The 14,299-nt window shown below is 45.6% G+C and carries 15 protein-coding genes; 5 read left to right on the forward strand and 10 right to left on the reverse strand.

The genetic code is table 11. The features are described from left to right. Positions 1-8: 8 nt before the first annotated feature. Both DXA36_RS14765 and DXA36_RS14770 read right to left on the reverse strand, forming a co-directional pair. Positions 9-1,709: a hypothetical protein gene (locus tag DXA36_RS14765; protein WP_118680287.1), complete on the reverse strand. Its 1,701-nt coding sequence runs from the start codon at positions 1,707-1,709 to the stop codon at positions 9-11. Positions 1,710-1,802: 93 nt separating this feature from the next. After that, complete coding sequence (locus DXA36_RS14770) at positions 1,803-2,078, reverse strand: helix-turn-helix domain-containing protein (protein WP_182479081.1); 276 nt, start codon at positions 2,076-2,078, stop codon at positions 1,803-1,805. A 309-nt stretch (positions 2,079-2,387) separates the two neighbouring features. On the opposite strand from DXA36_RS14770, the gene DXA36_RS14775 reads away from it, so the two are divergent. After that, a complete protein-coding gene (locus DXA36_RS14775; RefSeq protein WP_118680289.1) occupies positions 2,388-2,756 on the forward strand; it encodes a helix-turn-helix domain-containing protein in 369 nt (122 codons plus the stop codon). Positions 2,757-2,764: 8 nt separating this feature from the next. Here the strand turns inward: DXA36_RS14775 and DXA36_RS14780 are convergent, their stop codons facing one another. Then, positions 2,765-3,058: a hypothetical protein gene (locus DXA36_RS14780; RefSeq protein WP_118680290.1), complete on the reverse strand. Its 294-nt coding sequence runs from the start codon at positions 3,056-3,058 to the stop codon at positions 2,765-2,767. Further along, complete coding sequence (locus DXA36_RS14785; protein ID WP_147366600.1) at positions 3,058-3,405, reverse strand: hypothetical protein; 348 nt, start codon at positions 3,403-3,405, stop codon at positions 3,058-3,060. The genes DXA36_RS14780 and DXA36_RS14785 overlap by 1 nt, the downstream gene beginning before the upstream one ends. A 176-nt stretch (positions 3,406-3,581) precedes the next feature. Here DXA36_RS14785 and DXA36_RS32715 point away from each other — a divergent pair, with 176 nt between their 5' ends. Both DXA36_RS32715 and DXA36_RS14800 read left to right on the forward strand, forming a co-directional pair. After that, a complete protein-coding gene (locus tag DXA36_RS32715) occupies positions 3,582-3,851 on the forward strand; it encodes a hypothetical protein (protein WP_182479082.1) in 270 nt (89 codons plus the stop codon). A gap of 176 nt (positions 3,852-4,027) precedes the next feature. Continuing rightward, complete coding sequence (locus tag DXA36_RS14800) at positions 4,028-4,819, forward strand: hypothetical protein (RefSeq protein ID WP_147366602.1); 792 nt, start codon at positions 4,028-4,030, stop codon at positions 4,817-4,819. Between the two features lie 204 nt (positions 4,820-5,023). Here DXA36_RS14800 and DXA36_RS33580 read toward each other — a convergent pair whose 3' ends face one another. From DXA36_RS33580 to DXA36_RS14825, 6 genes are all read right to left on the reverse strand, one after another. Further along, positions 5,024-5,302 carry a hypothetical protein gene (locus DXA36_RS33580; protein WP_243114663.1) on the reverse strand — a complete coding sequence of 93 codons (279 nt, stop codon included), beginning with the start codon at positions 5,300-5,302 and terminating at the stop codon, positions 5,024-5,026. A gap of 5 nt (positions 5,303-5,307) precedes the next feature. Continuing rightward, the gene (locus DXA36_RS14805) at positions 5,308-5,766 is read right to left on the reverse strand and encodes a SulP family inorganic anion transporter (protein ID WP_243114664.1); all 459 of its coding nucleotides are present in this window, start codon (positions 5,764-5,766) and stop codon (positions 5,308-5,310) included. Positions 5,767-5,818: 52 nt separating this feature from the next. Next, the gene (locus DXA36_RS14810; protein WP_182479083.1) at positions 5,819-7,546 is read right to left on the reverse strand and encodes a family 43 glycosylhydrolase; all 1,728 of its coding nucleotides are present in this window, start codon (positions 7,544-7,546) and stop codon (positions 5,819-5,821) included. A gap of 64 nt (positions 7,547-7,610) precedes the next feature. Further along, positions 7,611-9,377 carry an extracellular solute-binding protein gene (locus DXA36_RS14815; RefSeq protein WP_118680296.1) on the reverse strand — a complete coding sequence of 589 codons (1,767 nt, stop codon included), beginning with the start codon at positions 9,375-9,377 and terminating at the stop codon, positions 7,611-7,613. Positions 9,378-9,416: 39 nt separating this feature from the next. Beyond that, the gene (locus DXA36_RS14820; RefSeq protein WP_118680297.1) at positions 9,417-10,313 is read right to left on the reverse strand and encodes a carbohydrate ABC transporter permease; all 897 of its coding nucleotides are present in this window, start codon (positions 10,311-10,313) and stop codon (positions 9,417-9,419) included. A 14-nt stretch (positions 10,314-10,327) separates the two neighbouring features. Then, a complete protein-coding gene (locus DXA36_RS14825) occupies positions 10,328-11,254 on the reverse strand; it encodes an ABC transporter permease (protein ID WP_118680298.1) in 927 nt (308 codons plus the stop codon). A gap of 336 nt (positions 11,255-11,590) precedes the next feature. Here DXA36_RS14825 and DXA36_RS14830 point away from each other — a divergent pair, with 336 nt between their 5' ends. Then, positions 11,591-12,610, forward strand: coding sequence for a LacI family DNA-binding transcriptional regulator (locus DXA36_RS14830; protein ID WP_182479084.1), 1,020 nt, complete (start codon positions 11,591-11,593; stop codon positions 12,608-12,610). 12 nt (positions 12,611-12,622) lie between these two features. Next, entirely contained in the window at positions 12,623-14,242 is a 1,620-nt protein-coding gene (locus DXA36_RS14835) for a glycoside hydrolase family 32 protein (RefSeq protein ID WP_118680300.1), read from the forward strand. Positions 14,243-14,299: the final 57 nt, after the last annotated feature.

Raw genomic sequence — 14,299 nt, forward strand, 5'->3', positions numbered from 1 at the left:
GCTTTCCGTTAACGCTCCTTATACCGATCATAGCAGGCCTGACGGATCGCAAGGATACGGGACAAATGATAGGTTTCCAAATCAGCCAGATACTTTTCCCATACGGCATCATCATCGATGTCTTTGGAACCTGTGAGGAAGGCCGCATAGCTTTCCTCCACGAAGGTGGGGATATTCTGGGCGATCTCGTCCAGTTCGTCCGCCTCTTCCGTAGTAAAAGTAACGCCCACCGGCCATTTCCAGCCGCTGGTAACCGCCAGATTCTTTTCCTCATCCTCCGGATATACATAATACCATGTATCGTTGGCTGCAATCGCCGCCTCGCTGTTCTTCAGATACAGCAGGTTGGTTGCCTGAATTCCCGGAGCCCCCCAGGTCAGGCCGTTATATTTGGTCATCGGATCCGTATCCTTATCTTCTGTGACAAGAGCGGTAAAGGCCGGAACGCCTTGATCATCATATTCCCAGGATACCCCTTCCGTCCCGTAATTCCAGTACAGAGAACCTTCCTCCGTATAAGAATAATTCAATATCTGAAGGCACAGCTTCATCGTCTCTTCATCCGCCGATTTCGTAATGACTGACGTCTGCGTGCCGATACCGGGGCCGCCGAATATAGATGAGATTTCCCCGTCATCCGACTTGGGATAAGGAATCCCGATCCATACCGGCTCTTTGCCGTCCGCTTCCCGTTCCGTATTCCAGATATTCATCTGTCCCATGGAGGTAATTGCCACGCCGCACTTGTCATTATGGATCTTATCCTTGATCGTGGTGTCGTCCTCCGTCAGGATATCCTGGTCAATCAGTCCGTCCTCCCACAGCTTATTCTGCCAGCTTACATAATCGCGCCACTCTGGCTCCGCCTGGCCGAATCCGACCGTGCCGTCCTTCACGTACCAGCCGTTTCCGGCATCCGCATTCCCATAAGCGCCGAATGCGCCGGCAACACCCTCCGCTTTATACCTGACCGAATAGGCCGAATTAAAGGTTGCGCCGTATTTCTCATGGAACATGCGGATCACGTTCTCAAACCCGGAAATCGTTTCCGGAATTTCCAGCCCGCATTCCTTCAGCCAGTCCTCCCGCAGCACAGGACCCTGGTAGCTGTCATTCCAGCCGCCGTCCTCCCGGAAAAAACCAAATGCATAATACCGGCCGTCGTCCGTTTTCATGGCCCGGTCATAGGAAGGATTGGTCTGAAGCCAGGTATAGTAGTCCGGCGCATATTCCTGAATATAATCTGTCAGATCCCAGATGATGCCGTCCTCTATATACTGGTTGGCGTTATTCATCCAATATACGCCCATAATATCCGGCAGATTAGCGGGGTCCGCCAGCAGAGTCGTGGTAAAGGTTGTCCCGTCGGAACCGGTGGTGGGAAACATCCATTCGATATCCACTCCCAATTTCTCGGCAAGTCCGATGTGGAATGGAGACTCCGATGCATCCGCAAATTTTTCATGAGGCAGTATATTATCCTGTGCATACCAGCGGACTTTTCTATCGCTGCTTAACGGATATGTGACGCTTCCTGCTTCCGCTGTGACAGCTTCCCCGCCGTCGTCCGGCTTTTCCGTGTTTTCTGTCTGCGCCGCGGATGCCGCCGTGTTTTCTTTTTCCCCCGCGCCGCTGCCGCAGCCTGCCTGGGACAGCAGCATAACCGCTGACATCCCCAGTGCCAGGATCGATGTAACTCTTTTTTTCATGTAACCCTCTCCTTTTTAAAATAGTTTTATTTGTTCAACAGCTTCCCCATAAAACGGGTTTCCCCGTTTTTTGATTCCCCTGTTAAATCCCTCTTAACAGTTGCTTTTTCCTTCCCCGTATTTCCCTTCTTTTTTATACGTATCACGCATAATTGATTTAAAAAAAATTTCTTTCGCTTTTTCCGGGGACAAATCCAGCACGGAGACTAACTCCACCATTTCATCCATTGCAGGCATCTGCTTCCCATTCAGCACACGCATAAGCTGGCTTTCGTTAATCCTGCTTTTCCGGGAAAGCTCTTCTACGGATTGAATTCCTTTCCGCTCGATTTCCGATTTTAATATGTTCAAATCAACTACATACTTCATACGCATTTATCTCTAACGCAAAATTATGCTCAATAAGTATATTTATAGTAACACAATCTTCAGGAAAATGTCAATCCGTCTTGTAAGATCGTGTCATTCTATTTCCGTTCCCATTCGTAGTCCCCTGTCTCCTGTTTTGGGGTATGGATAAAAATTCTGCATGCCGTCCAGAGGGAATCGTTCAGAGGGCACACAGAATTTTTATCTGCACCCACATTCGTTGCTTAGCGTGTAAATTTATGATATATTTACTATGTATCAGTATTGACTTTTAAGCATGAGAAACATTTTGTAAACAGGTGATAATTCATGAATCCGAATCCATACGAAACATTCCGCTCACGTATGAAAGAACGCAGAACGATATTAAATATAACGCTGACCGAAATAGCTGAAGCACTGGATATCACACAGCCCACTGCCCAAAGATACGAAAGCGGTGAAATCAAGAATATCCCCTATGACAAGCTGGCTATGCTTGCGGAGATTCTCCAGTGTTCTCCGCCTTATCTGCTGGGATGGGAGTCTATGACGAATCCGCCGCCGGAGATTCCCGGGGAGGAAGAACGCATGCTTCATTATTTCAGGAAGCTGAACGCGAAAGGGAAAAAAGAAGCGGCACGGCAATTGGAAAATTTAACACTTATTGCAAAATACAGAAGTTCTTCGGGCCATTAAAGCATGTTTTATGATCCCCTTCCGTCAAAGGGCTTATAACCGCTTCCAATAAACTGTACAAACGCAAAATCATCCGCATTATGTCTGATAATCCAATCAATATACGTCATAACATAATGCGCCGTAAGCAGATAACCCATGGCATTCATATGCCCGCAGAAGTATTTTTTCTTAAAGGCTTCATCATAAGGAGGGGCATACGTATATAAATCAATGACATAGCAGTTTCTTAACCTGCCCGCTATGCTTTTTATCACCTCGGCAAAGGCTTCTTCGCTCCCGTCCTCTTTCGGCATAGTCATCAGAAAAAATTTGGCGTCCGGCTGAATGGACTGCAGTCTTTGTATGATCCTGGCATACCCCCCATCAGAGTTCCCTTGTTGTTCTTATAATTCACCCGATCGATATCCGTCTGCACATTTCCAACCTCGCCCCCGTAGATATTTTTCAGGTTATCCTTCCCTTTCAGATCATTAACCCCCAGAGCTATGATATATCCCTGCTTGGCAGATGCCGGGTCAAATAGCCGGTTGATATCCGCAACAGGGCTTGTCTGCATGTCCGCCTCCCTATAAAGCTGACAGGCCGTAAGCCCCCCGCGGGAAAGGCTGTCTCCGATGCAGCCTATGGAACGGAAAATATTCATCATTCCTCCGTCGCGTATAATCTGTGGTTCATCCTATTCATCAGCATAAAAGCCGGGAAGGAGCAGAGTAATTGTAAGACCGGTTCCAATACAGCGATGTGCGTTTTGTGTATCCTTTTTCAAAAATTTGCACCTGTAATATCCGCCAGCAAGTTCCCCAGATAATGATATCTTCCGGGTTGAGTAAGTCTTATATCTATCAGATCTTTGAGGGGAAAAGAAAGGCCGGAAGGGACGTGATGATGCGGATTGCTTTTGGAATGCGCCTTTCCGTTGAGGAAACACAGCGTCTGCTTACCCTTTCGGGCAACAGTGTTCTTTATCCTAAGGTAAGAAGGGATGCGGCAATTATTTATGCGTTGGATAAAAAAAGCACGCTTATAGAAGCCGAGCTGCTGTTAGAAGAATTGGATGAAAATCCAATGTATGGAGAGAAACGGGATGAGTGAAGCCGAAAAATTTGCCAGGCGGTATGAACAGGATATTTTGAGCAAAGTATATCTTCCCGAAGCCATAAAAGAAAGATGCCGGTTAACGGCCTGCGGGACAGCCGGATTCCCTGGAAAAAGAATTCCGGATTCTTCGGACGCTTTCTCACCACCAACTCCCGGAGGCTGTTTTCTACATGCAAGAAGCCGGAAAGGAACACATGCTGCGCTCCTATATCCCGGGCAGAAGTCTGGATGAGGCGGTGTATGAAGATGGGAAATCAATGGATCCAAAGGATATTCCGGAAGGACAGGAATATGTCGGTAAGAGCTTTGTTGATGCGTTTAGGGAAAAAGCAGACGAGTTATGGGCAGCAGGAGACGCCGGTGATGAAGCCAAAGAACAGTTTAACGCACCTAAAAATACGGATAACCATAAGTTGCTGTATGAAGCGCTGAAACAGTGTGTGAAGGATGTGGAGGATAATATTAAGACCGGGCCGCGTCCGGCCGCCCTGGATTCGCTTTATGATAAACTGGAAAATGCCTGGAATAAAGTGAACAGCCTTACGGACAGCTATGAAGATGCGGAGGACGAAAGCAGCAGCGTGAAAAATGTCCATGTGATTGAATTGAAGGAAGGGGAAACAGCGAATGAGACATTTATTAATGGAATGAATTCCCTGATTCCGTCGGGTCATTACTGGATTCTTTCTGATGCCTGGCATGAGTTTTGGGGAGGGAATGAAGCCGAGAATATGGACTGGGTCTATAAAACATTAGAGGAGTGCAGTGATACGCTGAACAGTGCCGACAAAACGGGAAATTGGGAGTCCCTGAACGTTCTGTCGGAAAAGATTGACAAGGCGGCAGGCAGGATACAGGAAATGCGCCGGTTCCTGGAAAATCATCTGTATCCAAGACCGGATCCAGAAAAGACGGAAAGTCCTTTACAGTCGGAGGGAAGTCATGGCCAATCAAAGGAATAGCAGGAGGATCTCCCTCCTGAAATAAATGCCAATCAGGTAAAAGGTACGGACGGAAGAACTGTTGTTTCCACTCTTGCAGGCGTATATTCAGCCCGGCAGATAAACGGAATTGCTGTGATAATGGCAAAAGAACAGGCTGAAGCGGCGGCAGGACTGCAGACAGAAGGAAGCAGGGTCAGCGCGGACAGAAATACGCAGGAGCCTTTACGGCTGATGTTTGAACTTCCTCAAAACATAATTTATGCCCACCGTACTTTCAGCATTCTTGTACCGGACGGCAATGGAGGTGTGCTGGAGATGATAGGCGACCGCCGCATTTTCGTACTTCTTATTCAGCTTTTCGTCCGTATTATTGATACGGCTCATATCCACTTTCTCATAGTTGATTTCTATATGGGATAAACGGCTGACCAGAAGAACCAGTCCGGTTACTACGCCCAGCAGGATCGCCATGGTCAGATCAAATACAATGGCAGCCGCCATGGTAATCAGATATTTGGCAGCGGCACCCTTGAAATGATGGAAAAAATATACCTGATTTCTTTCCAGTCATTCATACGGAAAGCTGTCACCATCAGAACCCCGGCAAGGGCGGACAACGGGATCTTTGCCATTACAGGCCCCAGGATAAACATAAAAACAAGAAGCCCAAGCGCATGAAATATCCCGGTCAGCCTTGTACGCGCCCCGGATTTCAGTGCAATGCTTGTCCGGGCGATAGCCGCAGTCGCGGGAATCCCTCCGAAAAAGGGCAGGATAATATTTCCGATCCCCTGCGCCACCAGCTCCTGATCGCTGTTGAGCCTGACATTAGCCATTTTTCCGGCACTGGCCCCACAGAGCAGGCTTTCAATCATACCCAGCAGGGCAATACTCACCGCCGGGCCGAGAAGCCCTTTTATATCCCCGGGATTCAGCGCTGCAAGATCCAGACGGTATCCCCGCATAGTTCTCCGGCAGCCTTATACATCAATAATTAAGTACTGTTTTACGGTCAAATTACTTAACCTCAAATTCTGCCCGGCAGTCCTTCACAAAACATCCCCATTTAATATTTTGTTCTCCGGTTTGTTTTTCCTCAAGTCTGCATACCAGCGTCCGTTCTTCATTAACGCAGATATCCAGAATATCATCTGCAAGAATAATTTCCAGCCTGCATTCCCCTTTCAGTCCGTCTACCCCCAGCAGGATCCTTTTGGTAGGAAAATAGTAGAGGTTACTGTGTTCCGGATATACTCCGACTGTTTTTAAGGCCGGAGCAAAGCGGATTTCATAAGTTTGTTTTCCCGGCACACCGAAGGTTATACCAAAGCTACCGCTGTTATTGTTGCTCCTGATTACGGCATGCAGATGATCCCCTCCATCTCGTATTTTCCGATCACAATAGCCTCCCAAATACTCAGTATCCAAAATGATTTTTTTCTCAAAGGTATTGTACTCAGGAGTTAATTCTTTCACAAAGCACGTCTTTAGCGTGCCATCTCCATGCTGCTTCAATTCCCGCAGGACAAGACTCCCTGCATAGCTGCTGCCTTCTGTATTGATACATAAAAATCCTGCAGCAATCCGCCGGCCATGAAAATCCGCCGTTTTAGGTACCCGGTATAAAAGACCATCAATTATTTCGTTTTCAGGACAGAGCCAGGGGCCAAAGGGATGTTCGGAATACCTGTATTTCGCCGTTCCATAATTACTGAAAATCAGATAATACCATCCGTTCCATTCAAAATAATCACAGCATTCCGGCTGATCTGTGTATCCGGGAATTAAAAAAGGTTCCTTCTGCTCCCAATTGCGCAGATCATCACTGACCAGATGTGCCAGGCACCCGTTTCTTTCCACAGGCTCTGCCATTTCCCAGTTTGTAGTTACCAGCATATGATATTTTCCGTCTTTGCCCAAAAAAACTTCAGGATCCCTTACCGATGTAGTTTCATAAGGCGCAGTTAATGTAAAATACTGTTCCGATTTTACAAAATGAATACAGTCCCTGCTTGTTGCCCAGCTTATTTTCGCACTGCCTCCATCCATCATTCTCACCGCATAAAAGATATAGTAAGTATCATCTGCCCTAATCACCGATCCGGTACATATGGACCCCTCCCATTGATGGGTGATTTCCACTGCCAGTGGATGTTCCTGCCAGTGAATCAAATCCGTACTGGAAATATGGGCAAACTGATGAGCTCCCTTTCCCCATTTACTTTGATGCTGATGGCGGTCTTTTAAATAAAAAAGATGATAAATTCCCTGATCCGAAAAAGGCATACAATCTCCAACGTTGTTTTTTCCAAGCTCCGGCGCCCAATATTGAATATTATTTATAAGGGCATGCTCCGTTTTTTTCTTCTGTACGAAGTCAAACCATTCTTTTTTTTCTACCGTTTCCGCACTATGTATGATGGGTTCTCTGCTTTCCAGGCAGTCCCCAACGGGCCACTCTTCATCTCTGAGCTTTCCATCTGTCCAAAGCTCTGTCCTAAAGCCAAGCCAGACCAATTCCACTTCTTTTGTTTCCGGTCCAAATTCTGCTTTTAATGTTAAAGGCGTATCTGTACCGTTCATTTTCAGGACGGCATACAATATTCCATCCTCACACCAAATACATATAGGGTTTTCACCCTTTTCTTCCACCCACAGAAGTTCCTTTTCTTTCAGGAAATCGCGGCCTGACTCTTTTAAAAAAAATTTCAGTGTCCACCGATTCCCGTTTTCCACAAAGTCCATCTTTTCTTTCCTTTCAATATATGGAAATGGGCGCGTCACTGCCGCGCCCATTGTATTAAATTACTCAATTCATATTTTCCAGATATCTGTCATACGCTGTCTGATAAACCTGAAGGAAGGTTTGAAGTCCCGCTCCGTCCAGATCCTGTTTGAATTTTTCAAACTCCGTATCCGCACCGCCGTCAATAATCCATCTTTGTATAGTGGCATCCACTACATTGTTGATTTGCGGCCGGAGCTGATCAATCTGTGCCTGTTCCTCGGAAAGAAACCACACCCTGGGAGTAACAGCCGTATACTCTTCAAGCAGTTCTTTTTTCCCGCACGCCACCTGTTCGTCATAAAGCGTCTGTGCATCTAACGGATATTCTACAACTGTGTCATAATACTCATTCAGAATGATATTTGGCCCGCCGATAGTGGAGTGTTCGCGCATCTGCCAAAATTCCGTAAAATCATTTTTAAATATCATATCTCCGTTTTCATCCACATCCCAGCGCAGAATACCATTTTCATCCTTTTTGTATACAAAATCTTCTGCCCCCCAGTTTAATGTTACCGAATTTTCGGGCGCATAACAGTAATCTACAAATCTCGCTACAAGCTCGGGATATTCACATGCCGTAGTAATCATGCCCAGGCTTGTGGTTGAAAGCTCGGACGTGTTCCTTATATAACCTGATTTCCCTGCCGGTCCCTGAATTCTGGGCTGCGGTACATATGCTGCCAGCACATCCCTGTTTGTAATATTTCCATCGCGCCCCCAGGCCATGAAGGTTCCCAGCATCGGCAAATCCTGCTGTAATTTCTGCTTATGCAGGCTTGTACCGCTTGTTGCAGGTGCAAAGGAATCAGGATTTAAAATACCGTCCACATAAAATTGATGGAAAAGCTCCGCCGTTTTTTGGTAGGATTCCTCCAAAGGGGCATATCCGATCTTATTATCCTTAACAAACAGATGATTGGTCAGGGATTCCTGCGCGGTGATTGGCCCATTTGTTACATCAGGAGTACCGTAACAGCCGGATACCCATGCAAAAATATTATCCCAGCCTTCCGAATAGTCCCAGCTTATTGCGTATTCATCTGCCACACCATTTCCGTTCAGATCACCCGCATCCTTAAATGCATACAGCATATCCACCCACTCATCCAAAGTTGCAGGAACGGACAAGCCAACCTGATCCAGCCAATCCTGATTTACATAAACCCCTCCGGGTGTACTTGTCAGGCCGTTCATTTCCTCTACCCGGGGAAATCCGTACATATGTCCGTCCGGCGCTGTGCACATCGCCTTATATTGAGGCCTATCCTCGAAAATTTTCTGAAGGTTAGGCATATACTTTTCCACAAGATCCTCTACAGGCATAAATAGTTCCGCATCCATATACTGAAGCACCTGTTCTCTCGTAACACCGCCCCAGAATACGTCCGGCAAATCATTAGTTGCCAGCATCATAGCAACGCGCTCCGCAGAGCTGTTATTAGGAACCGTTATCCAATTGAATGTAACGCCCGTATCCGCTGCTGCTTTCTGCATCCAGAGATTTTCATTGGGATCCTCCGGCTCCAGATCCGCTATTCCTTTATACACCTTAATTTCCGGCATCTTAGCTGTATCTGTAACAATAGGATATCCTGTCTCGGCAAACCACCCCTCTTCCTGCACCGTTCCCTCTGAAGCAGCCGTTTCCTGCACCGTTCCCTCTGAAGCAGCCGTTTCCTGCACCGTTCCCTCCGCCGCCCGCGTCGGATTATCCGCACTCCCGCATGCAGCCAGGGAAACAGCTGCCATCAGTCCCGCCATGAATAATGCAATCTGTTTTTTCATACCTTTTCCTCTTTTCTTTTTTTCTTTTTTATTTTTATGTCAGCCCTTTATAGAACCGATCATAACTCCTTTTGTAAAATGTTTTTGGATAAACGGATACAATATCATCATGGGTACCGTAGAAATGATGATTACGCAATATTTCAGCTGATCCGCCCTCATCATTCTATCCACTGTCTCCGTTGCATCAATCGGCAGTTCATTTGTCACCGTATTTAATATCAGCAAATCCCTCAGGACCGCCTGCAGCGGCATCCTGGAACGGCTATTCAGGTACATAATTGCGTTAAAGTAAGAATTCCACAACGCTACCGCATAAAAAAGCACCATGACAGCTATAATTGTACCGGATACCTTCAGCGCAATACTCCAGAAAAACCGGAGATCCGAACAGCCGTCCACCTTAGCCGCTTCTAATAATTCATCCGGAATATTGGTTTGGAAAAAAGTCCGTACCACAATCATGTTATATACGGATAATGCTCCCGGAAGGACCATGGCCCACATCGTATCAATAAAGTGAAGCTTATTTACCAGCATATAGGCCGGTACCATTCCTCCGGAAAAGAACATCGTAAAGGTAAAAAGGAACATCACTGCATTTCGTCCTTTCAGCTCCTTCCTTGAAAGAGCATAGGCTCCGGGAATCGTCAGCCCAATGCTGATAACGGTACCTGTAAAGGTATAAACTATGGAATTAAAAAAACCTGTAAAAAGCTGTTTATACTCAAACGCCGCTTTGTAGCCTTCTAAATATATATTTTCCGGAAAAAGCAACAGCTTTCCCGAATTTACGACTGTTGGATTTGTAATGGAGGCCAGCACAATATAATAAAGAGGATATACCATTATAATTCCAATCAAAATCATAATGGCCGTATTCCCTATATGAAAAAGTCTGTCCTCCCAGCTCAGTTTTTTCCTTTTTCTGTTCATTTTGCGCCTCCTTCCTAAAACAGACTGATTTCCGTTGTCTTTTTTGCAATGAAATTGGCAGCTACCAGCAGAATCAAATTAATTACGGAATTAAACAATCCCACCGCCGTTGCAAAGCTGTACTGTGCGCTCCGAATCCCTGTTTTAAAGACATAGGTGGATATAATCTCGCTCACTTCCAAGTTCATACCGTTTTGCAGCAAGTATACCTTTTCATAACCGATACTCAAAATATTGCCAATCGCCATAATCAGCATGATGACTATTGTAGGCAGAATAGCCGGGATATCAATATGCCATATTCTCTTTACAATGCCTGCACCGTCTATCATAGCGGATTCGTGCAGCTCCGGGCTCACGCCCGTTAACGCCGCCAGGAAGATAATGGAGGAAAACCCCATCGTCTGCCATACCCCGGAGGCCACATAAATCGTCCTGAAATATTCCGGCCTAACTAAATACAGAGAGTCCTTTGCCCCCATCTTCTGGAAAACGCCTGTCAGGAAACCGGAACCGGGAGCTAAAAATAGCGTAACCATTCCGACTAATACCACAACAGAAATGAAGTTCGGTGCATAGGTCACAGTCTGGATAAACGCTTTAAAACGCTTATTCCTGACCTGATTTAAGAGAAGCGCAAAGATAATCGGAATGGGAAATGACCATAGCAGATTAAATACACTTAGCAGTATTGTATTGATCAAAGTCTTTGAAAAAATGCTTGTCTGAAAAAACTGTTGAAAATATTTAAACCCGGCCCAGGGACTCTTCATAATACCAAGCCGCGGATTAAAATCCTTGAACGCTATCAGCGCACCATACATGGGCTGATAGGCAAATATCAGAATATACACAAGTGCCGGAGTAAGTAATAACCATAGCTGCCAGTTTCTTCTAACTGAATTGAAAAATCCCCTTTTCTTTTTCTTTGTTCCTTTCATATTTCTCCTCCTAATATGTTAACGTTGGCACAACATATCTTGCGTATATATAAATTTATATCGCGTATTTTATGTGATATACAGCAGTAATATAGAAATATCTATATATATTTTAATCATTTTGGCAAATAATTTTATGTAATTTATATTATAAAATGTTATCGTTGACATTTTCTAAATAGTATCATATACTTTTTATATTGTCAACGTTAATTCAAAATGTTATGCTTTTCACATGGAAAGTGTGTGCGCTGCTGTCTCCCCATATGTTTCGCATTCCTTTTACCGGACAGTATCACATTTTTTCCAAATACTATAGAACGCAGGTATAAATATATGATAACAAGCAAAGACGTTGCCAGACTTGCCGGAGTTTCCCATACCACCGTTTCCAGGGCCTTTCGGAATGATTCTAAAATCAAGCCTGAAACCTATGAACGTATCATGAGAATTTCTGAAGAATTGGGATATGTTCCCAATCAGATTGCTTCCAGTTTAAGGCAGAAAAAAACAAAAACCGTCGGTTTTATCATATCACACGGTTTTAACCCCCTGTTTTTGGAGATTACCCATTCCATAGAAACAGAACTCGCCAAACATGGTTATCGTCTGCTGATTTCCTTTGACGATGAAGACCCTGAGCAGCAATGGAATATCTTACAGTCCCTGGCCAGCGCCCAGGTAAACACCATACTTTTTACGCCCCTCATTTACGAGGAAGAGTACAAAGAAAGGCTGCATAACTGGATGCAGCAGACAGATATCCATTTTATTCAGTTAGTCGCTGACGACTATGAGGATGTCACCAGTTTTAAATTTGATGACAACCTGGGGGCATATTTGGGAACAAAGCATCTTCTTTCCAACGGGCATCGGAATATTCTTATGGTGGGAGGCGTAAACCGCACGGCAGGCTACTTCCGCGCCTATGAAGAATATCATGAGAAGCCTGTCCATGCCTATCATGATATTACAGGGAAGAATGATGAAGAAAGCTTTTCCAGCATAAAAGCAGCAATCCTTGCCCAGAGGCCTACAGCTGTTTTTGCAGTATCCACATCTTTAAGCTATATAACTTATGAGGTACTGAATGAACTGAAGCTTAAGGTTCCCGAAGATATCTCTTTCCTGGCTTTTGATGATGAACGCTGGCTCGCGCTTATGAGGATTTCTGTAATCGGACATCCTACCCAGGCGCTTGCCGCCTCAATTGTACGGGAGATTTTGTCTTATGAAACAGCAGACGGAGAGGTCTATCCGTCTGCCACAAGCTTTAAGCCGTTTCTTGTGGAGCGCCAATCTGTCCTTCCGTTACACGTTCCAAAAGATAATAACCAACCAATAAAAAATAACTAAGGAGTACTACCGATGATCAAGAGAGAACTGTTATGTGAAACCGATTTTTTGCACATTCCCATCATTCCCGGCGGCCCCCGGAACGATCTGCAGATCTGGAATAACGGAGATTTAATATTAAGTCCCTGTCTTGCCCTGACAGATGAAGGCGGTGAATTCTTTTTCCTGGATGTCAGTAATTATAAAGGCCGGATTCTTACCTTTCTTGTTCCCGAACCGAAGGGCATTTCAGAAAAAAGCCTTATGCGTATTCAATGCGGCGGAGCTGCCGTTTCATCAAATCCGCTGTATACAAATCTTTACCGTGAACCGCTTCGCCCTGCTTTTCACTTTTCCAGCCGCCGGGGCTGGCTGAATGATCCAAATGGCCTTGTATATTCGGACGGCATTTACCATATGTATTACCAGCATAATCCGCTGGGCACGCCGCACGGGGGCGTAAATATCTGCTGGGGCCATGCGGTCAGTACCGATCTGCTTCACTGGGAGGAAAGAAAAGATGCCATTCGCCCCTGGCGCCGCGATTGGTCTGTTGCTTCCGGCAGCGCTGTTGTGGATTATGAAAACAGAGCCGGTTATGGAAAAAATGCAATCATTGCAGCTTTTACTGTTCTGGGCACGCCAAATTTAGATCCTCAAAAACCCGGCTATTCCAGCGGCGGGCAGTTTCTTGCGGCAAGTATTGATGGGGGCGATACCTTTCTCCGTTTTTCCCATGAAGCCACAGTACCAACCTGCAATGGTGAGGGCTGGCGTGATCCCCGGCTGTTCCGCTATGAAAACCATTATGTAATGGCAGTTTATGAAACGGATGAGTGCGGCCGCAATTGTGTTTCTTTTTACGTATCAGATGATTTTCATACCTGGAAGCGTACCTCCCGCAATGACGATCTGTTCGAATGCCCTGATATTTTCCCGCTGAAGATCGAAGGGGAAGAAGAAACGAAATGGGTTCTCTATGGTGCCGACGGCATGGCGAGAATCGGCGATTTTGATGGGTATCATTTCGTGGAATCAGGCCTGTACAATCCTCTGGACTACGGCAATGCCACTTATGCAGGCCAGACCTGGAGTCATCATCCGAATGGGAAAAGAGTCCATATCAGCTGGGTCCGCGGCATGGGAGGCGTTGGAGAAGATCTCGGATACGAGGGAATGCCCTTTTCCCAATGTATGACCATTCCTGCAGAAATTACCCTCCGCCGCTGCCGCAATGGCCTGCTTGTCTGCAGGACTCCAATTTCCGGGATAGCAGCTCTTGCAAAAGAACCGATTCAAACGGGCTCAGTCCCCCAGACCTCGGAAACTGCGCTGCCGATACATAATCCTACCTGCTATAACGTTAGCTTGAAGGACATCAAGGACACTATTACTATCCGCGCCGGTTCTCACACAATACATTACAATGCAGGTACCTGTATGTTACATTTTGAGAACGGCTGCGAAGTTCTTTGTGACGGAAAAGACTTAAACTTCGATTTGTATATTGACACTACGACAATGGAGTTTTGTTTTGAGAATACTGTTATGGCCACTTATGCCATGCCTCCTTCGCATATGAGCCTGATAGCAAAAGGAGAATGTAATATCGTTTATTCATGCTATAAAATGAAAAACATCTGGACTAAATAAAGAAATCCTAATCTATTAGGCAGCTCCCGCACAAAAGAAAAAGCGTTGCCTGTGTCC

This window comes from Eisenbergiella sp. OF01-20, from assembly GCF_003478085.1.
In the GTDB taxonomy this organism is placed as follows: Bacteria; Bacillota; Clostridia; order Lachnospirales; family Lachnospiraceae; genus Eisenbergiella.

Excerpts from the sequence above, each read along its gene's own strand:
- DXA36_RS14800 (WP_147366602.1), top strand. The coding sequence starts at position 4,028 with ATGCAAGAAGCCGGAAAGGAACACATGCTGCGCTCCTATATCCCGGGC.
- DXA36_RS14825 (WP_118680298.1), bottom strand. The coding sequence starts at position 11,254 with ATGAAAGGAACAAAGAAAAAGAAAAGGGGATTTTTCAATTCAGTTAGA.
- DXA36_RS14765 (WP_118680287.1), bottom strand. The coding sequence starts at position 1,709 with ATGAAAAAAAGAGTTACATCGATCCTGGCACTGGGGATGTCAGCGGTT.
- DXA36_RS14820 (WP_118680297.1), bottom strand. The coding sequence starts at position 10,313 with ATGAACAGAAAAAGGAAAAAACTGAGCTGGGAGGACAGACTTTTTCAT.
- DXA36_RS14815 (WP_118680296.1), bottom strand. The coding sequence starts at position 9,377 with ATGAAAAAACAGATTGCATTATTCATGGCGGGACTGATGGCAGCTGTT.
- DXA36_RS33580 (WP_243114663.1), bottom strand. The coding sequence starts at position 5,302 with ATGGCGGCTGCCATTGTATTTGATCTGACCATGGCGATCCTGCTGGGC.
- DXA36_RS14830 (WP_182479084.1), top strand. The coding sequence starts at position 11,591 with ATGATAACAAGCAAAGACGTTGCCAGACTTGCCGGAGTTTCCCATACC.
- DXA36_RS14780 (WP_118680290.1), bottom strand. The coding sequence starts at position 3,058 with ATGACTATGCCGAAAGAGGACGGGAGCGAAGAAGCCTTTGCCGAGGTG.
- DXA36_RS14805 (WP_243114664.1), bottom strand. The coding sequence starts at position 5,766 with ATGCGGGGATACCGTCTGGATCTTGCAGCGCTGAATCCCGGGGATATA.
- DXA36_RS14785 (WP_147366600.1), bottom strand. The coding sequence starts at position 3,405 with ATGATGAATATTTTCCGTTCCATAGGCTGCATCGGAGACAGCCTTTCC.
- DXA36_RS14810 (WP_182479083.1), bottom strand. The coding sequence starts at position 7,546 with ATGGACTTTGTGGAAAACGGGAATCGGTGGACACTGAAATTTTTTTTA.
- DXA36_RS14835 (WP_118680300.1), top strand. The coding sequence starts at position 12,623 with ATGATCAAGAGAGAACTGTTATGTGAAACCGATTTTTTGCACATTCCC.
- DXA36_RS14775 (WP_118680289.1), top strand. The coding sequence starts at position 2,388 with ATGAATCCGAATCCATACGAAACATTCCGCTCACGTATGAAAGAACGC.
- DXA36_RS14770 (WP_182479081.1), bottom strand. The coding sequence starts at position 2,078 with ATGAAGTATGTAGTTGATTTGAACATATTAAAATCGGAAATCGAGCGG.